This is a genomic window from Citrobacter sp. RHB35-C21 (assembly GCF_013816515.1).
Classification (GTDB): domain Bacteria; phylum Pseudomonadota; class Gammaproteobacteria; order Enterobacterales; family Enterobacteriaceae; genus Citrobacter; species Citrobacter braakii.
The window spans coordinates 4,184,965-4,202,867 of the sequence record NZ_CP057147.1; the positions used below are offsets into that span (position 1 = coordinate 4,184,965).

Annotated in this window: 15 protein-coding genes and 1 pseudogene; 7 read left to right on the forward strand and 9 right to left on the reverse strand. The window is 54.6% G+C overall.

Annotation, left to right across the window (positions count from 1 at the left end):
* Positions 1–17: 17 nt before the first annotated feature.
* From glnD to HVZ39_RS20410, 3 genes are all read left to right on the forward strand, one after another.
* On the forward strand, positions 18–2,690 hold the full coding sequence (gene glnD / locus HVZ39_RS20400; RefSeq protein ID WP_094760747.1) for a bifunctional uridylyltransferase/uridylyl-removing protein GlnD: 2,673 nt from the start codon (positions 18–20) through the stop codon (positions 2,688–2,690).
* A gap of 31 nt (positions 2,691–2,721) precedes the next feature.
* A complete protein-coding gene (gene dapD, locus HVZ39_RS20405) occupies positions 2,722–3,546 on the forward strand; it encodes a 2,3,4,5-tetrahydropyridine-2,6-dicarboxylate N-succinyltransferase (protein WP_003829186.1) in 825 nt (274 codons plus the stop codon).
* A gap of 109 nt (positions 3,547–3,655) precedes the next feature.
* Positions 3,656–4,042 (forward strand): DUF3461 family protein, encoded by a 387-nt coding sequence (locus HVZ39_RS20410; RefSeq protein WP_003018562.1) that lies wholly within the window; start codon positions 3,656–3,658, stop codon positions 4,040–4,042.
* A 42-nt stretch (positions 4,043–4,084) separates the two neighbouring features.
* Here the strand turns inward: HVZ39_RS20410 and cdaR are convergent, their stop codons facing one another.
* From cdaR to dgt, 3 genes are all read right to left on the reverse strand, one after another.
* Entirely contained in the window at positions 4,085–5,242 is a 1,158-nt protein-coding gene (gene cdaR / locus HVZ39_RS20415) for a DNA-binding transcriptional regulator CdaR (protein ID WP_016151755.1), read from the reverse strand.
* Between the two features lie 148 nt (positions 5,243–5,390).
* On the reverse strand, positions 5,391–6,824 hold the full coding sequence (gene degP, locus HVZ39_RS20420; RefSeq protein WP_016151754.1) for a serine endoprotease DegP: 1,434 nt from the start codon (positions 6,822–6,824) through the stop codon (positions 5,391–5,393).
* 129 nt (positions 6,825–6,953) lie between these two features.
* Positions 6,954–8,471 (reverse strand): dGTPase, encoded by a 1,518-nt coding sequence (dgt, locus tag HVZ39_RS20425; RefSeq protein ID WP_181632900.1) that lies wholly within the window; start codon positions 8,469–8,471, stop codon positions 6,954–6,956.
* Between the two features lie 83 nt (positions 8,472–8,554).
* Here dgt and mtnN point away from each other — a divergent pair, with 83 nt between their 5' ends.
* Genes mtnN through HVZ39_RS20440 form a run of 3 tightly spaced genes read left to right on the forward strand, consistent with a single transcriptional unit; the run spans position 8,555 to position 10,707 of the window.
* Positions 8,555–9,253 (forward strand): 5'-methylthioadenosine/S-adenosylhomocysteine nucleosidase, encoded by a 699-nt coding sequence (gene mtnN / locus HVZ39_RS20430; RefSeq protein ID WP_016151752.1) that lies wholly within the window; start codon positions 8,555–8,557, stop codon positions 9,251–9,253.
* Complete coding sequence (gene btuF / locus HVZ39_RS20435; protein ID WP_016155723.1) at positions 9,246–10,046, forward strand: vitamin B12 ABC transporter substrate-binding protein BtuF; 801 nt, start codon at positions 9,246–9,248, stop codon at positions 10,044–10,046. The genes mtnN and btuF overlap by 8 nt, the downstream gene beginning before the upstream one ends.
* A gap of 37 nt (positions 10,047–10,083) precedes the next feature.
* A complete protein-coding gene (locus HVZ39_RS20440; protein ID WP_046275349.1) occupies positions 10,084–10,707 on the forward strand; it encodes a TRIC cation channel family protein in 624 nt (207 codons plus the stop codon).
* A gap of 119 nt (positions 10,708–10,826) precedes the next feature.
* Here HVZ39_RS20440 and erpA read toward each other — a convergent pair whose 3' ends face one another.
* The 3 genes and pseudogenes from erpA to clcA all read right to left on the reverse strand — a co-directional run bounded on the left by erpA (position 10,827) and on the right by clcA (position 12,674).
* Positions 10,827–11,171 carry an iron-sulfur cluster insertion protein ErpA gene (gene erpA / locus HVZ39_RS20445; RefSeq protein WP_003018581.1) on the reverse strand — a complete coding sequence of 115 codons (345 nt, stop codon included), beginning with the start codon at positions 11,169–11,171 and terminating at the stop codon, positions 10,827–10,829.
* Positions 11,164–11,229 (reverse strand): annotated as a pseudogene (gene yadW / locus HVZ39_RS26460) (small protein YadW). Before yadW ends, erpA begins: the two are co-directional and overlap by 8 nt.
* Positions 11,230–11,252: 23 nt before the next feature.
* Positions 11,253–12,674 (reverse strand): H(+)/Cl(-) exchange transporter ClcA, encoded by a 1,422-nt coding sequence (gene clcA / locus HVZ39_RS20450; protein ID WP_019078400.1) that lies wholly within the window; start codon positions 12,672–12,674, stop codon positions 11,253–11,255.
* Between the two features lie 168 nt (positions 12,675–12,842).
* On the opposite strand from clcA, the gene hemL reads away from it, so the two are divergent.
* Positions 12,843–14,123: a glutamate-1-semialdehyde 2,1-aminomutase gene (gene hemL, locus HVZ39_RS20455; protein WP_016155721.1), complete on the forward strand. Its 1,281-nt coding sequence runs from the start codon at positions 12,843–12,845 to the stop codon at positions 14,121–14,123.
* A gap of 100 nt (positions 14,124–14,223) precedes the next feature.
* Here hemL and fhuB read toward each other — a convergent pair whose 3' ends face one another.
* The 3 genes from fhuB to fhuC are packed head-to-tail and all read right to left on the reverse strand — an operon-like array spanning position 14,224 to position 17,890.
* Positions 14,224–16,206, reverse strand: a complete 1,983-nt coding sequence (gene fhuB / locus HVZ39_RS20460; protein ID WP_181632901.1) for a Fe(3+)-hydroxamate ABC transporter permease FhuB — start codon at positions 16,204–16,206, stop codon at positions 14,224–14,226.
* Entirely contained in the window at positions 16,203–17,093 is an 891-nt protein-coding gene (fhuD, locus tag HVZ39_RS20465; protein ID WP_181632902.1) for a Fe(3+)-hydroxamate ABC transporter substrate-binding protein FhuD, read from the reverse strand. Before fhuD ends, fhuB begins: the two co-directional genes overlap by 4 nt.
* Positions 17,093–17,890 (reverse strand): Fe3+-hydroxamate ABC transporter ATP-binding protein FhuC, encoded by a 798-nt coding sequence (gene fhuC / locus HVZ39_RS20470; protein ID WP_181632903.1) that lies wholly within the window; start codon positions 17,888–17,890, stop codon positions 17,093–17,095. The genes fhuD and fhuC overlap by 1 nt, the downstream gene beginning before the upstream one ends.
* Positions 17,891–17,903 lie beyond the last annotated feature (13 nt).

Genomic DNA, 17,903 nt, shown 5'->3' on the forward strand with positions numbered 1-17,903 from the left:
TTAATGGGTGGCGCATAATGAATACTCTTCCTGAACAACACGCAAATACTGCCCTCCCCACCCTGCCAGGCCAACCGCAGAACCCCGGAACCTGGCCACAGCACGATCTCAACTGCCCCGGCATTAAAGCGCATATCGACACTTTCCAGCACTGGTTAGGTGACGCGTTTGACAGCGGGATTTCCGCAGAACAGCTGATTGAAGCCCGCACCGAGTTTATTGACCAGTTACTGCAACGTCTGTGGATTGAAGCCGGTTTCGGTCAAATTGCCGACCTGGCGCTGGTTGCCGTTGGCGGTTACGGGCGCGGCGAACTGCATCCGCTTTCCGATATTGACCTGCTGATCCTGAGTCGTAAAAAGCTACCAGACGCGCAGGCCGAAAAAGTTGGCGAACTGTTAACGCTGCTATGGGACGTGAGGCTCGAGGTTGGGCACAGCGTGCGCACGCTGGAAGAGTGTCTGCTGGAAGGATTGTCAGATTTAACCGTCGCCACCAACCTGATTGAAACACGCCTGCTGATTGGTGATGTGGCGCTGTTTCTTGAGCTACAAAAGCATATTTTTAGCGAAGGTTTCTGGCCATCCGATAAGTTTTACGCAGCCAAAGTTGAAGAGCAGAATCAGCGCCACCAGCGCTATCACGGCACCAGCTACAACCTGGAGCCGGATATCAAAAGTAGCCCCGGCGGCCTGCGCGATATTCATACCCTGCAATGGGTGGCCCGCCGCCATTTTGGCGCCACCTCACTGGATGAAATGGTCGGTTTCGGCTTTTTGACGCAGGCAGAACGTGCCGAGCTGAATGAATGTTTGCATATCCTGTGGCGCATTCGCTTTGCCCTGCATCTGGTCGTTAGTCGTTACGACAACCGTCTGCTGTTTGATCGTCAGCTCAGCGTGGCGCAACGCCTGAACTACGGCGGTGAAGGCAACGAGCCTATCGAGCGGATGATGAAAGACTATTTCCGCGTCACACGACGGGTCAGCGAACTGAACCACATGCTGTTGCAACTGTTCGACGAGGCGATCCTCGCCCTGCCCGCCGATGAAAAACCACGTCCGATTGATGACGACTTTCAACTGCGCGGCACGTTGATTGATCTGCGCGACGACGACCTGTTTATTCGCAAACCCGAAGCGATATTGCGGATGTTTTACATCATGGTGCGTAATAGCGCGATCAGCGGAATTTACTCCACTACGCTGCGCCATTTACGTCATGCCCGCCGTCATTTAACGCAGCCGCTGTGCTACATCCCGGAGGCGCGTTCGCTGTTTCTCAGTATGTTGCGCCATCCGGGCGCGGTGAGTCGCGGCCTGCTGCCTATGCATCGCCACAGCGTGTTGTGGGCCTATATGCCGCAATGGTCGCATATTGTCGGCCAAATGCAGTTTGACCTGTTTCATGCCTATACGGTGGATGAACACACCATTCGCGTAATGCTCAAGCTGGAAAGTTTTGCTAACGAAGAGACCCGTCAGCGCCATCCGCTGTGCGTGGATCTGTGGCCGCGTCTACGACAGCCGGAGCTGATTCTGATTGCCGCGCTGTTCCACGATATCGCCAAAGGTCGCGGCGGCGATCACTCGGTTCTCGGCGCCCAGGATGTGTTCAAATTCGCCGAACTGCACGGTCTGAACTCCCGCGAAACGCAACTGATCGTGTGGCTGGTGCGCCAGCATTTGCTGATGTCGGTTACCGCTCAGCGCCGCGATATTCAGGATCCCGAAGTCATTAAGCAATTCGCCGAAGAGGTGCAAACGGAACATCGTCTGCGCTTTTTGGTGTGCCTGACCGTCGCAGATATTTGCGCCACCAACGAAACGCTGTGGAATAGCTGGAAGCAAAGCCTGCTGCGCGAGCTGTACTTCGCGACGGAAAAACAGTTACGTCGCGGGATGCAAAACACGCCGGATATGCGTGAGCGCGTACGTCATCATCAGCTTCAGGCGCTGGCGCTACTGCGCATGGACAACATTGATGAAGAAGCGCTACACCATATCTGGTCGCGCTGTCGCGCCAACTATTTTGTACGTCACAGTCCAAATCAGTTGGCCTGGCATGCACGTCATCTGCTGCAACACGATCTCAGCAAGCCGCTGATCCTGCTCAGCCCGCAGGCCACGCGAGGCGGGACGGAAATTTTCATCTGGAGCCCTGACCGCCCTTACCTGTTTGCTGCCGTCTGCGCCGAACTGGACAGGCGCAACCTTAGCGTCCACGATGCGCAGATTTTCACCACCCGCGATGGGATGGCGATGGATACGTTCATTGTGCTGGAACCAGACGGTAGCCCGCTGTCGTCAGACCGACACGAAGCGATCCGTTTTGGGCTGGAACAGGCGATCACCCAGCGTAGCTGGCAGCCGCCGCAACCGCGTCGCCAGCCGGCAAAATTACGTCACTTTACCGTCGATACCGAGGTCACTTTTCTGCCGACCCATACCGACCGAAAATCATTTCTTGAGCTTATCGCTCTCGACCAGCCAGGACTGCTGGCGCGGGTCGGGCAGATTTTTGCCGATCTGGGAATTTCGCTGCATGGCGCCCGAATTACAACTATTGGCGAGCGAGTAGAAGATTTATTCATAATCGCCACCGCCGACCGGCGCGCCCTTAATAATGAGCTGCAGCAGGAAGTGCATCAACGGTTGACAGAGGCCCTCAATCCAAACGATAAAGGGTAATGTTTTTATTTATTATGGAAAGAGTTTAACAATGCAGCAGTTACAGAACGTTATTGAGTCCGCTTTCGAGCGCCGTGCCGACATTACTCCGGCAAATGTAGATACCGTAACCCGCGAAGCGGTGAATCAGGTTATTTCTTTACTGGATTCCGGTGCACTGCGCGTCGCAGAAAAGATTGAGGGTCAGTGGGTCACGCATCAGTGGCTGAAAAAGGCGGTCCTGCTCTCTTTCCGTATTAACGATAATCAGGTTATCGAGGGTGCGGAAAGCCGTTACTTCGATAAAGTGCCGATGAAATTCGCCAACTACGACGAAGCGCGCTTCCAGAAAGAAGGTTTCCGCGTGGTTCCGCCTGCGGCAGTGCGTCAGGGCGCGTTTATCGCCCGTAACACCGTGCTGATGCCGTCTTACGTGAACATCGGCGCTTATGTTGATGAAGGTACGATGGTTGATACCTGGGCGACCGTGGGTTCCTGTGCGCAAATCGGTAAGAACGTACACCTGTCCGGTGGCGTTGGTATTGGTGGCGTACTGGAACCGTTGCAGGCTAACCCGACCATCATCGAAGACAACTGCTTCATCGGCGCGCGCTCTGAAGTGGTTGAAGGCGTGATCGTCGAAGAAGGCTCCGTCATCTCTATGGGTGTGTATATCGGCCAGAGCACCCGTATTTACGATCGCGAAACCGGCGAAGTGCATTACGGCCGCGTTCCGGCGGGCTCCGTGGTCGTCTCCGGCAACCTGCCGTCGAAAGATGGCAAATACAGCCTGTACTGCGCGGTGATTGTGAAGAAAGTCGATGCCAAAACGCGTGGCAAAGTGGGAATCAACGAACTGTTACGCACCATCGACTAACAGCGATTTGAAAAAGCGGGCTTAGCCCGCTTTTTTTACATCTGCGAGTGGCATAAACAAGGCTTTTCGTTAATTATTCAATGGTTATAGTGAGCTTAAGGGTACCGCTATGTATGACAATCTGAAAAGTCTGGGCATTACTAATCCTGAAGAGATCGATCGTTACAGCCTGCGGCAAGAAGCCAACAACGATATCCTGAAAATCTATTTCCAGAAGGATAAAGGCGAGTTTTTTGCCAAGAGCGTGAAGTTCAAATATCCCCGTCAGCGTAAAACGGTTGTCGCCGATGGCGTCGGCCAGGGTTACAAAGAAGTGCAGGAGATCAGTCCCAACCTGCGCTACGTGATCGACGAACTGGATCAGATCTGCCAGCGAGATCGCAGCGAAGTCGATCTTAAACGCAAGATCCTCGATGATTTACGTCATCTGGAAAGCGTCGTGACCAACAAGATCAGCGAGATTGAAGCCGATCTGGAAAAACTGACGCGCAAATAAGTCGATTGTTGCCTGATAGCGCTACGCTTATCAGGCAATTAATCAATGCTGCTCATCCAGCTGCAACGCCACATACAGCAGCAGTCGATCGTCAAAATTCCCCAGATCCAGCCCGGTCAGCTCTGAAATACGGTTCAGGCGATACTCCAGCGTATTGCGGTGAATAAACAATGCTTTTGAGGTCGCCAGCGGCTGAACGTTATGTCGAAACCATGCCGATAATGTTCGACGCAGCAAACCGTTGTTATCCATCGCTTTCAGCCTTACCAGCGGGCGCGCTAGCTCATTGGCCTGCCAGCCGCCGCGCAGGCTGTCCAGCAGCACCGGCAGCATCAAGTCCTGATAGAAATAGCTCCGGCTTTCCGGCATCCGCTGCTTGCCGACCATCATGGTGGTGCGCGCCGTACGATACGAACGGGCAATGCTGCCTGGCCCGGTAAAATAGTTGCCCAGCGACACGCGAAAACGCAGTTGTCCATTCTCTTTCATGCGGGCAATCAGTTGCTCAACGCGCTTGCGATGATCTTCAGCGTCCCAGCGACCAAACTGATTGAGCGCTGGTTTCAGCACCACCATCTCGGTCAGAGAAACAATCGCAATCAGATTATTACGTTCGGGTGTAGTCAACGCGTTCTGCAATTGCTGTAGCTCCGCCATCGCACTATCAACGCCAAGCTGACCGCTGTCGACCTCCACTACCGCCACCACGCGCGGCTGGTTCAAATCAATGCCCAATCGCTGTGCCCATTCCATCAGCGCCGGGGTATTCTCTTCAGCCTGAATCAGGTTCATCACCAGCTCTTCACGCAGACGGCTATCCTGCGCTAACAGATGCATCAGACGCGATTGTTCCAGCATCATTTCGGCGGTCATGCACACCAGTTCGCCATACTTGCGCAGATGTTCCGGCTCGCCAGTAAGACCGATAACGCCAACGATTTCGCCTTCCAGACGCAGCGGCAGGTTTATCCCCTGACGCACACCGTGTAAATGCCGGGCTACCGCATCGTCAATATCGACCACCCGACCTTGCGAAAGCACCAGCAGCGCGCCTTCGTGCAATTCACCAATTCGTTCGCGATCGCCGCTGCCAATGATCCGCCCGCGGGCATCCATTACGTTGATATTGGTATCAATGATGCGCATGGTTCGCGCTACGATATCCTGCGCCATTTTGGTATCAAGATGCCAGCCAGCCATAAACCCCTCCTGTGAGCAGAGCTCAAGCATAGGGAAGATAATAAGCGGCGGCATTGTGCAACTGCACAAAGCGAGAGGGAGAAGTATGGAGTTGTGGGAAGTATCACAAAAAGAAACCCCTTCCTGTGCAGGAAGGGGTTGAGGGAGATTACTGCATCAACAGATAGATGGAGCTGTCACCACGCTGAATGTTCAGCGCCAGTACAGCCGGTTTGCTGTCGAGGATTTTGCGAAGTTCGGCGATATTTTTCACCGGCTGCTGGTTCGCACCGATAATCACATCCCCTTTCTTCAGGCCAATCCGTGCAGCCGGAGAATTCGCTTTCACCTCGCTGACCACGACCCCTTTGTCCTGGCCTTTGTTGCTCATATCAGCCCCTTCAATGCCTTTGAAGATAGAGCTGGAATCAACCTGAGTCTGGCTGCTCTGCTGCAGTTCCAGATTCACAGTGACCGGCTTACCGTCACGCAACAGGCCAAGGTTAATTTTGCTGCCTACCGGCATCGTACCCACCTGCGCACGCAGGGCGGCGAAGCTGCTGATCGGTTTACCGTTCAGGGAGGTAATCACATCCCCGGCTTTAATACCTGCTTTCGCTGCGGAAGAGTTCGGCATCACCTGGCTGACAAATGCGCCACGCTGAGCATCAACTTTCATCGCTTTCGCCAGCTCAGAGCTCAGCTCGGTACCCATAATACCCAGCTCACCGCGTTTAACCTGACCAAACTCAACCATCTGCGACGTCAGGTTTTTCACCATGTTGCTCGGGATTGCAAAGCCGATACCGATGTTGCCGCCGTCCGGCGCAAGGATCGCGGTGTTAATACCGATCAGCTCACCGTTCAGGTTAACCAGTGCGCCACCGGAGTTACCCCGGTTGATCGCGGCATCCGTCTGAATAAAGTTTTCGTAGTTTTCCGCGTTCAGGCCGCTACGGCCCAGCGCAGAAACAATACCGGAGGTCACGGTCTCACCGAGGCCAAACGGGTTACCAATTGCTACGGTGTAATCACCCACACGCAGCGCGTCGGAATCAGCCAGCTTAATCGCCGTCAGGTTTTTCGGATCCTGAATTTGGATCAGCGCGATATCGGAGCGCGGATCTTTACCCACGATCTTCGCATCAAATTTACGGCCATCGCTCAACTGAACCTTAATCACCGTGGCGTTATCTACCACGTGGTTGTTGGTCACGACATACCCTTTCGCGGCATCAATAATTACGCCGGAACCCAGCGCCATAAATTTCTGCTGCTGGCCGCCGCCGTTGTCAGCGCCCGGCGCGCCGCCCTGGCAGAACGGTGAACTCTGGAACGGTGAACCGTCCTGGCAGAATGGTGAATTATCACCGAAGAACTGCTGGAAATTACGCGGCATACGCGGCGTATTTACCGTCGTGCTCCCCTCGACGTTAATACTTACCACCGATGGCATCACTTTTTCGAGCATCGGGGCCAGGCTTGGCATCTGTTGGGCGGTCATTGCTGAAGACGACGTCTCAGCCGCTGTGGCAGACAGGGGGGACAACGCCAAACCTAAACTCAGAGCCAGTGCACTCATTGCTAATGTGGTTTTTTTCATGTGTTTCGTTCTCGATTAACAGGTAACGCAAAATTGCTGTATACGTCAGAGTCGTTTTATAGCGCTAAGTTCCAGAATTGAGTTTAAGGAAAAAGTAAAATTTTATTGGCCGTCTTTACAAATGAGTATTTATTGTTCTACGGCCATCAAGCGACGATATTCATCCCAGGCATACAGATCGGTCATCCCGCTGATATAATCCTGAATCAGCCGGCAGCGATAATAATATTCCATTACCGAAAACTCAGCGCAACCCGTTGATATTTTACTAACCGCCTCGACATAAGCAAGACGATGGCGAGTAGACAACTTCTGAAATAATCGTGATTCGATAGGAAAACGTTTAACTCTTTCATTGTCGACCAGCTCAGTAAAATCTGACTGGGACATTTTTAATAAAGGCTGATAGATCTCCAGCAACCCGCTGATCACCCGATACCCCTGCAATTCCAACTGCTCAACGTCCGGATGACTAAATACGTGTTTTACCGCCACATTTTTATAGACCCCCAGCAACTGACTAAAGCTACTGGCATCTTCTAACAGCGCGTGATTAAAGCTGCCGTCAAAAACCTGCGGAAAATTATCAATAAACCGCTGGGCTGCATACGGCACCAGTTTATTCAGCGTATTGACGCGTAAATACATAAAGAACTGATCTTCCGTGCTCCGGCTTAATGTATTTGAACGTGATTTCTCCCAGGCATTCTCAACAACCTGACTAAACAGGGAACCTTTTTCGTGATGCCCCCACGCCTCATGCAGATGGTGATAAAGTTGTTCGACGCTAAAGATTCTTTTCTCAACGGCATCTTCCAGGTCGGCCACGCAATAAGAGATATCATCGGCAGCCTCCATTATCCAGGTTAATGGAAAGCGACTGTAGGGCGCTAATGATAATTCTTTACGTAACCGTTCAATATACGGTTCTTCAGAAAGGTAATAGCCCGGTTTCTTCATTAAATAGTCATGCGTCGTAGGCGTACTTCCACGCCACCACGCCGGACGGGTATATTTTAAAATACCACCAACCTGGGCCCAGGTAAGATTCATACGCATCAAAGTATGCACCAGACGAATCCCCTGGGCATTACCTTCAAAATGGCACAGGTCCTGGCGCACCTTACGGCGAATATCATTCAGCGACTCTTCGCCTTCGCGCAAACGTAACGCCGCCACCAGGCAGCGGTCATCGCTGAGGGGCTGACTTTCCGCGTCGGCGGGATACAGCCGCTGGCGGAACCAGTCATTAATCGCCGCTTCACCAAAATGACCAAACGGCGGATTGCCGATGTCATGCATCAGGCACGACATTTCGACAATACTCTCAAACGGTCCCGTCAGTTCATCCAGACCATACTGCTCCAGCAGTTTTAGTTCTTTCAGTCGGCTGAGGATCTCTTTAGCGATATAGCGCCCAACTTGCTGAACTTCCATCGAGTGCGTCAGGCGCGTGCGCACCGCCGCGTTACGCTCCAGCGGAAAAACCTGGGTTTTTTGTTGCAGTCGGCGAATAGCCGGAGAATTGATAATACGTCCACGATCGCTTTCGAAAATACGCAGGATCTCATGCTCCGTCTTCACGCCCTGCGGCGAACGGTAACGACGATGCCAGTTTATTTTTTTTCGGAAATCGATCTGTACCATATCCTCTCCCGCCTGAGAAATGCGCTACCCCTTAAGCGCATGATAGACTATGCCCTCAAATCTGGCTTATCGCGAGTAAATCTATGAAAATCGGCATCATTGGTGCAATGGAAGAAGAAGTTACGCTGCTGCGTGACAAAATCGAAAACCGTCAGACCCTCTCTCTCGGCGGTTGTGAAATTTACACCGGCCAACTGAACGGTACAGAGGTTGCGCTACTGAAATCAGGTATCGGTAAAGTGGCGGCGGCGCTGGGCGCTACGCTGCTGCTTGAACGCTGCAAGCCGGATGCCATCATTAACACCGGTTCCGCGGGCGGCCTGGCCTCTACGCTGAAAGTCGGCGATATTGTGGTTTCTGACGAAGCGCGCTATCACGATGCCGACGTCACCGCCTTTGGCTATGAATTTGGTCAGTTACCGGGCTGCCCGGCTGGTTTTAAAGCCGATCCTGCGCTGATTGCTGCAGCAGAATCCTGCATTGCACAACTCAATCTGAACGCCGTTCGCGGACTTATCGTCAGCGGCGATGCCTTCATTAATGGCTCCGTGGGTCTGGCTAAAATTAAGCATAACTTCCCGCAGGCCATTGCCGTTGAGATGGAAGCGACCGCGATTGCGCACGTTTGCCATAACTTCAATGTGCCGTTTGTCGTGGTTCGCGCCATCTCTGACGTCGCCGATCAGCAGTCCCATCTCAGCTTTGACGAGTTCCTGGTTGTTGCCGCGAAACAGTCAAGCCTGATGGTTGAAACGCTGGTACAGAAACTGGCGCATGGCTAAATTACTCTCCAGGGCGCTGGTCGCCCTGCTATTCACTCTTCCGGCGTTCCTGTACGCCGCACCGCGTGTTGTGACGCTTTCTCCTGCCAATACCGAACTCGCCTTTGCCGCCGGCATTACACCCGTAGGCGTCAGTAGCTACTCAAACTACCCGCCAGCGGCCAAAAATATCGAGGAGGTTTCCACCTGGCAAGGTATGAACCTTGAACGCATTGTGGCGCTTAAACCGGATTTAGTCGTCGCCTGGCGCGGGGGAAATGCTGAGCGGCAGGTGAATCAGCTGACCGCCCTGGGAATTAAGGTCATCTGGGTGGACGCCGTAACCATCGAGCAGGTCGCCGATGCGCTCCGCCAGCTGGCAGCGTGGAGCCCAAAGCCTGAGCAGGCTAAACAGGCGGCGCAAACCATGCTTGATGACTATGCTTTACTAAAATCTCGGTATGCCAACAAACCGAAAAAACGCGTGTTTCTCCAGTTTGGCGCAAATCCTCTGTTTACTAGTGGAAAAGGCTCCATTCAGCACGAAGTTCTTGAGGTATGCGGTGGAGAAAACATCTTTGCCGGCAGTCGGGTCCCCTGGCCGCAGGTTAGCCGTGAGCAGGTCCTGGCACGAGCGCCCCAGGCTATTGTTGCAACCGGAGGGCCAGGCGAAACTCTGAAAATTGAACAATACTGGGGAAACCAGCTAAAAATACCCATTATTACACTTAATAGTGACTGGTTCGAACGCGCGAGCCCGCGTATTATCCTCGCCGCAAAACAACTCTGTAATGCGCTTTCACAGATAAATTAGCGCCTGCCCCCACCAGGTCTGTTGTGAGGATTTAAAAATGCTCGTCTATTGGCTGGATATTGTCGGCACCGCGGTATTTGCTATCTCTGGCGTCTTACTGGCCGGAAAATTGCGTATGGACCCGTTTGGCGTCCTGGTCCTCGGGGTGGTTACCGCCGTTGGCGGCGGAACGATCCGCGATATGGCGCTGGATCATGGGCCGGTATTTTGGGTTAAGGATCCCACCGATCTGGTGGTGGCCATGATCACCAGCATGCTGACAATCCTGCTGATACGTCAGCCACGACGTTTACCGAAGTGGATCCTTCCAGTGCTGGATGCCGTTGGCCTGGCGGTGTTCGTGGGGATTGGCGTCAATAAAGCATTTCTCGCCGGGACGGGCCCCCTGGTGGCGATCTGTATGGGGGTGATTACCGGCGTCGGCGGCGGGATCATTCGCGACGTGTTAGCTCGTGAAGTCCCGATGATTCTGCGCACCGAAATCTACGCCACGGCATGTATTATCGGCGGGATCGTGCATGCGACAGCGTTTTATACCTTTAATGTATCGCTGGAAAACGCCAGTATGATGGGGATGATCGTCACCCTGCTGATTCGGCTTGCCGCCATTCGCTGGCATTTGAAATTGCCGACGTTTGCTCTGGATGATAACGGGCGCTGATGTGATGATGCAGAACATGTAGGCCGGATAAGGCGTTTACGCCGCCAACCGGCACATTGCCCGGTGGCGCTACGCTTACCGGGCCTACACCATCAGACCATCGGTATTACAGGCAGCAATCAGATGCTGAAAGAAGAACCACACCCGCAGGTGCTTTTCGCATTGGGGTTAGTCACAACGAAGCGGGAACCTTCCAGACCTTCGGTATAGTCAACCGCGCCGCCCACCAGATATTGCAGGCTCATCGGATCAACCACCAGACCCACACCTTGTTTCTCAATGGTCATATCACCATCGTTCACCTGATCATCAAAGGTGAAACCGTACTGGAAACCGCTGCAACCACCGCCGGTGATATACACGCGTAATTTCAGATTCGGGTTATCTTCGTCAGCGATCAGGCTTTTTACTTTATTGGCTGCTGCTTCAGTAAATTGCAGTGGCAGCGCTACGTCATCACTCATATTTTGCTCCAAACGACATTGGCAATTGGGCAAATTATAACCCAATGGTTAAGGCCATTATCTAATACCCTGGTATTTCGTTCAAGTATTCTCGCCAGCGGCGGTACTCTGGCTTTTTGCCGCTTGCTCCGCTTCCTGTTTTGCCAGCGTGCGGGCAAGGATAGTCGAGTATAGCGGCTTTCCACCCATAAATTGGGCTAATAGTGTTGCGCCAAGACAGGTAATAATCATTGGCAAAATGAGCTGATAGTTATCGGTCATCTCCAGCACCAGTACAATACCGGTTAGCGGTGCACGTACCGAAGCCGCCAGCAAAGCCCCCATTCCGGCAATGGCAAAGGTTCCGGCCTCCAGATGATACTGTGGAAAAGAGGCCGCCGCGGCCATACCGAACGCGGTGCCAAGTAACGTACCCAGCGCCAGCATCGGGGCAAAAATCCCACCGGGCGCGCCGGACGAGAAGCACAGCAGCGTGGTGATCACCCGGGTAATAAATATAAACAGCAGTAAACCGACGCTAAAATTACCCGCCGCGGCGATAGGAATCAGGTTAAACCCGCCGCCTGCCGCTTCCGGTTTAATTAATCCCAGGATCCCGCACAGGCCACCAATCGCGCCGCCCATCAGCACCCATTTTTTAATTTCACCGCCGTGGAAGCGCTGGAACATATCCTGGGTACGCAACACCATGGTGTTGAACAACGGCCCGACACAGCCAAAAATAAGCCCGAGCACAAGATACAGCCACAGCGTATTTACCGGCGCATTAGACAGCTTTCCGACTTCAATAATCGGTGCTTCACCGTTGAACACACGAAACACAATGCTCGACATAATAACGCCGGTAAACACGGCTTTGATCGAGACGAGGTTATAGCGAAACTGCGGGCGCATCTCTTCAATAATGAACAGGATCCCAGCCAGAGGCGCATTAAACGCCGCCGACAAACCCGCAGCCGCACCGGTGGCCAGCAAGGTATGTCGCGCTTCGGCGCTGCGCATGCGGAAAATATCCAGCACCATGCGCCCAATGTTCCCGCCTATCTGTACTGTCGGCCCTTCTCGCCCGAGCACCATACCGGCTCCCAGCGTGCCCATGCCGCCAATAAATTTCACCGGCAGAACGCGCCACCAGCGCACAGGTCGTAGCTCTTCCAGCGCGCCTTCAATCTCAGGGATCCCCGAGCCTCCCGCTTCCGGCGCAAATTTACGAACCAGAAAATAGCCGACCATCGCCAGCAATGCAGAGAGAATAAACGCCAGCGGCCACAGCAGAATGGCATGGTCCGCAACCTGGGCCAGGGCGCCAATGCGCTGATTTTGCACCCAGGTCACCGCTTTCTCAAATGCCACGCCAACAAGCCCCGTCACGGTACCGACAACGGCGGCCATCAACAGGATCGCCAGCGGCGTTTTGTCGCGTTCCAGGAGTCGACGGATTTGATCCCTGCGGCGTAAACGCACAATTTGTTGTGCTTCAAAAGAGGGAGAGTCAGTCTTCATCAGATGATCATTAATTGGTAATACAAATACGGAATCGGCATTCTACTCGCACATTTCACGAAAATCCCCTGCAAATCGCATTGTTTCAAATGCGTAAAACTTTCATAACCTTCTCTGAATAACTAGAATAGCGGGCATTTACTTTTTCTACGAACCAGGACCCCATCCATGAGTAAGTCTGAAAATCTCTACAGCGCAGCACGCGAACTTATCCCTGGCGGCGTTAACTCCCCCGTTCGCGCCTTTACTGGCGTGGGTGGTACTCCGCTGTTTATCGAAAAAGCGGACGGCGCGTATCTGTACGATGTCGATGGTAAAGCCTATGTCGATTACGTCGGTTCCTGGGGACCGATGGTACTGGGCCATAACCACCCGGCAATTCGCAATGCGGTGATTGAAGCCGCGGAGCGCGGTTTAAGCTTCGGCGCGCCGACCGAGATGGAAGTGAAAATGGCGGAGCTGGTCACTGAACTTGTGCCGACCATGGATATGGTGCGTATGGTGAACTCCGGTACGGAAGCGACGATGAGCGCCATCCGTCTGGCGCGCGGTTTCACCGGTCGCGATAAGATCATCAAATTTGAAGGTTGCTATCACGGTCATGCCGACTGCCTGCTGGTTAAAGCTGGTTCCGGCGCGTTAACGCTGGGTCAGCCAAACTCCCCGGGCGTTCCAGCCGATTTCGCGAAACACACCCTGACCTGCACCTACAACGATCTCTCTTCAGTTCGTGCGGCATTTGAACAGTATCCGCAGGAGATCGCCTGCATTATCGTTGAGCCGGTCGCAGGCAACATGAACTGCATCCCGCCGCTGCCAGAATTCCTGCCGGGCCTGCGTGCCCTGTGTGATGAGTTTGGCGCACTGTTGATCATCGATGAAGTCATGACCGGTTTCCGCGTGGCACTGGCCGGTGCGCAGGATTATTACGGCGTCGTTCCGGATCTGACCTGCCTTGGCAAAATCATCGGTGGCGGGATGCCCGTTGGCGCATTCGGCGGTCGCCGTGATGTGATGGACGCGCTGGCGCCAACCGGTCCGGTTTATCAGGCGGGTACGCTTTCAGGTAACCCGATTGCGATGGCAGCAGGTTTTGCTTGTCTGAACGAAGTGGCCCAGCCGGGTATTCATGAAACGCTGAATGAACTGACGACGCGTCTGGCGGAAGGTCTGCTGGAAGCCGCCGAAGAGACGAATATTCCGCTGGTGGTTAACCATGTGGGCGGGATGTTCGGGATTTTCTTCACCGATGCAGAAACCGTGACCTGCTATCAGGATGTGATGGCATGTGACGTTGAACGCTTCAAGCGTTTCTTCCACATGATGCTGGATGAAGGGATTTACCTGGCGCCGTCCGCCTTCGAAGCGGGCTTTATGTCCGTCGCGCACAGTGAAGACGATATCAATAACACCATTGACGCCGCGCGCCGGGTGTTTGCAAAATTGTAAAAGAGAACGTCCAGAAATAACGTAGGCCGGGTAAGGCGAAGCCGCCACCCGGCTTTTTTATTGCCGGATGGCGACGCAGCCTAAATGGAAGAGATTAACCTCAGCGACTCTGCTTACGTAGCAGATAGATAAAGTACGGCGCGCCAATAAACGTCGACAGTAATCCTGCCGGGATCTGGTACGGAAACAGCACCATCCTGCCGCACCAGTCAGCAAAGACCAGCAGCACACCTCCCGCCAGCGCCGAAATCAGCATATGCGGCATCGCGCGACGAAAACCCATCATTCGGGCAATATGCGGAGCCATCAGCCCGACAAAACTCAACGGTCCAATGGTCATGGTTGCTGTCGCCGTTAGCCCCGCAGCCAACAGCAGTAACCCTACGCGTGACGGCGTGATCGCCATACCCACCGCACGCGCCGTATCGCCGCCGAGCGGTAAAATCGTCAGCCAACGACGACACAGCGGTGTCAGTGCCAGCAGGATAACCATCACAATCCCGGTGCGCAGTACCTGTTCGCCCGTCGCGTTATAGGTTGAGCCGGAGATCCAGGTCAGCACGCCCGCCATACGCGGATCGCCGCTGGCCTGCAGCATCATCAACAACATAGTAAACGCCGTGCTGAGCGCCATCCCTGCCAGCAGCATACGGTGCGGCGAAAAACCACCGCGCCCGGCGGCAATCATAATGATAAGCAAGGTGACCGCAGCCCCGAGGCTCCCTGCGGGCAGCAGCCAGCCAAAGGCATTTCCGGGGACCAGAAACAGCATTAACACCACGCCAAATGCCGCGCCGGAGCTAATGCCCAGAACTTCCGGGCTAGCCATTGGGTTTCCGGTCAGACGCTGAATAATACAGCCCGCTACCGCCAGCATCACCCCGGCAATCAACGCCGCCAGAATACGTGGCCAGCGCCAGGGCATCAGTTCATCCAGCATCGCGCCGCTGGCCCATGTCCAGCCGTGCGCATCGCGGCCAAACGACAGCGCCACCACCAGAGTCAGCAGCAAAACCACCCCGCCCGCCAGCGCAAACATCAGTACATTCTGACGCTCCGCGGCGATACGGTTGCTGGCATTCATATCCGGTGCGCTCATACTTCTAAGGCGCGGCAACAACCACAGCAGCAATGGCGCGCCAATCAGCGCCGTCACCGAACCGGTGGAGACCTCCATCCATACGCGGGTCAGCCACAGAATGATTTGGTCAGAGAGCCAGAGGATCAACGCACCAATCAGCGGGGCCAGCATCAGACGCGCCAACAGACGCCGCGCGCCGAGCATTTTCGCCAGCAGCGGTGCAAACAGGCCAATAAAGCCGATAATCCCAACCGCGTTAACCAGCAAGGCGCTGATGACAATCGCCAGCGATAAGGCCGCCAGGCGCGCCAGCGACAACGCCAGACCGAGGTTACGCGCCACGCCGTCATCCAGTCCCATCAGCGTCATTGGACGCAACAGCAGCAGAGTCAGCATCACGCCGCCCAGCAGCTGTGGCCACAGTTGCTGTACGCCGCTCCAGTCGGTTTGGGTTAGCGTGCCGCTGCTCCATAAAAACATGCTTTGCAGTTGATCGTGATGGAAGATAACCATCAACTGGTTAATCGCCCCGCAGTACAGGCTGACCACCAGTCCGGCAAGGATTAACGTCACCGGAGAAAGACGTTTACCCCAGGCGACGCCAAACACCAGCGCCCCAACGACACAAGCACCTGCCAGCGCAGCAAATTGCGTGGTGAGCGCACCGGGAATAGCCCACAGCGTCGTGACGGTAATGCCCAACTGCGCACCGGTCGCAACACCTAGCGTGGTTGGCTCCGCCAGTGGGTTACGCAGCACCTGCTGAAACAATACGCCGACCAGTCCCAGCCCGGCACCGACCAACAGCGAAATCGCCAGCCTCGGCAGCAGGCTGTAGTGGAAAACCATCTGTTTAATGGCATCGATATCCGGTGACCAGATAGCCTGTTGCCACTGGTTGCGCGGTAGCGCAACGGAGAAGTTAACCCATGTGAGCCAACAGGCGGCAACAAACAGAACCGTCAGCAGGAGAATGGGGAACAGCGCGATACGTTTACTCACGCTTTGCCTCCCAGCGCATTATCCAGAATGCGGGCAAAATGCATGGCTGATAGCGTTGCGCCATAGAACCAGACGGCCGGCACGCGCTGAAAACGTCCGCTGCGAACAAAGGGCATCGCCTGCCACAACGGCGTAGACATCAGTGCAGCCATCTCTTTATCGTTGCCGTGCTCAAAGCACAATACATCGACATCCTGAAAAGCAGCCAGACGGTCAATACTCACGGCAGTGCTGCCCCAAAAGTTTGTCTCTCCCTGCCAGGCGTTGGGGATCCCATATTCGTCCAGCACGTCCTGAAACAGGCTGTTTGGGCCAAACACCAGCATATGCCGCGAATCAAGCAGGGAGGTGAGAAGCACAGGGCGCGCGCCGCGTTGAATGAAGCGCGGCTTCAGGCTGGCAATAAAATGATCGTACTCAGTCAGATGGCGTTCAGCAGAGTCCTGCAGATTAAACAATTGCGCCATTTCCTGCAGCGATTGTCGCGCAACGACCAGAGGTTTTTTACCGTCGCTGAAGTTAAATCCCCGACCAGGTGCAATACGCGCCAGCTTTTCCGGGGAAGGACCATAGCCTGCCGACCAGAGCAGAAACGAGGGTTTCATTTCGGTCAGCAGTTCGAGATTGGGTTCCGTGCGTAGCCCGACATCAATCACCGAGTCCGGTAGAGGTGGCTCACTGACCCACAGCTTGTAGTTAGGGATATCCGCAATGCCATACGGCGTAATACCCAGCGCCAGCAACAACTCTACCGGCAGCCATTCCAGCGCCACAATACGCTGCGGATCAATCGCCGCGGCGGACGCCATATTCATCCGCCACAGCAGCGGCGAGAGCGCCATCGCCGTAAGCAGACGCCGACGGGTAATATGATGTAATTCAATCATTAATAGACAAAACTCACGGGTGCGGCACCGGCCGGATGCGGCAAAATGCCCATCGGGATACCGTAAATCTGTTCCAGAGTTTCACTGCGCATCAGTTCAGCAGGCGTTCCTTGCGCAATCATTTCACCACCGCGCAGCGCAACTAAGTAATCGCAGTAGCGGGCCGCCATGTTGATGTCATGCAGCACCGCAATCACCGTTAGCCCACGCTGCTGGCTTAAGCGATGCACCAGCGCCAGCACGTCAACCTGATGAGCGATATCCAGCGCGGAAGTTGGCTCATCAAGCAGCAGACAGCGGCTGTCCTGCGCCACCAGCATGGCAATCCACGCACGCTGGCGTTCTCCGCCGGACAGGCTATCCACCAGGCGGTGCGCCAGCGGTTTTAAGCCGACCAACGAAATAGCTTCTTCTACTTTCTCTCTGTCGGAAACGCCAAAACGTCCCAGCGCCCCGTGCCACGGATAGCGGCCAATCGCCACCAGTTCACGCACCGTCATCCCTTCGGCCTGAGGCAACTGCTGCGGCAGATAGGCGACCTTGCGGGCAAACGCTTTACTGCTCCAGTTCTCCAGCGGCTGTTCGTCGAGCAGGATTTCACCTTCCGACGGCGGCTGATGACGTCCCAGCATTTTCAATAACGTCGATTTTCCGGACCCGTTGTGGCCGATAAGGCCGGTTACTTTCCCCACCGGAAAAGTTAATGAGAGAGGATGCAAAAGCGTGCGGCCAGGCACACGAAAGGAGACATTACGCAACGCGAAAGTGGTGTCGGGATGGGATCTGTTTTCCTGCATAGCAGCCAACTTG

Coding starts and splice junctions, on each gene's coding strand:
- dgt (WP_181632900.1), bottom strand. CDS start 8,471: ATGGTACAGATCGATTTCCGAAAAAAAATAAACTGGCATCGTCGTTAC.
- clcA (WP_019078400.1), bottom strand. CDS start 12,674: ATGAAGACTGACTCTCCCTCTTTTGAAGCACAACAAATTGTGCGTTTA.
- fhuD (WP_181632902.1), bottom strand. CDS start 17,093: ATGATTGAATTACATCATATTACCCGTCGGCGTCTGCTTACGGCGATG.
- hemL (WP_016155721.1), top strand. CDS start 12,843: ATGAGTAAGTCTGAAAATCTCTACAGCGCAGCACGCGAACTTATCCCT.
- HVZ39_RS20440 (WP_046275349.1), top strand. CDS start 10,084: ATGCTCGTCTATTGGCTGGATATTGTCGGCACCGCGGTATTTGCTATC.
- fhuC (WP_181632903.1), bottom strand. CDS start 17,890: ATGCAGGAAAACAGATCCCATCCCGACACCACTTTCGCGTTGCGTAAT.
- degP (WP_016151754.1), bottom strand. CDS start 6,824: ATGAAAAAAACCACATTAGCAATGAGTGCACTGGCTCTGAGTTTAGGT.
- btuF (WP_016155723.1), top strand. CDS start 9,246: ATGGCTAAATTACTCTCCAGGGCGCTGGTCGCCCTGCTATTCACTCTT.
- dapD (WP_003829186.1), top strand. CDS start 2,722: ATGCAGCAGTTACAGAACGTTATTGAGTCCGCTTTCGAGCGCCGTGCC.
- mtnN (WP_016151752.1), top strand. CDS start 8,555: ATGAAAATCGGCATCATTGGTGCAATGGAAGAAGAAGTTACGCTGCTG.
- glnD (WP_094760747.1), top strand. CDS start 18: ATGAATACTCTTCCTGAACAACACGCAAATACTGCCCTCCCCACCCTG.
- erpA (WP_003018581.1), bottom strand. CDS start 11,171: ATGAGTGATGACGTAGCGCTGCCACTGCAATTTACTGAAGCAGCAGCC.
- cdaR (WP_016151755.1), bottom strand. CDS start 5,242: ATGGCTGGCTGGCATCTTGATACCAAAATGGCGCAGGATATCGTAGCG.
- HVZ39_RS20410 (WP_003018562.1), top strand. CDS start 3,656: ATGTATGACAATCTGAAAAGTCTGGGCATTACTAATCCTGAAGAGATC.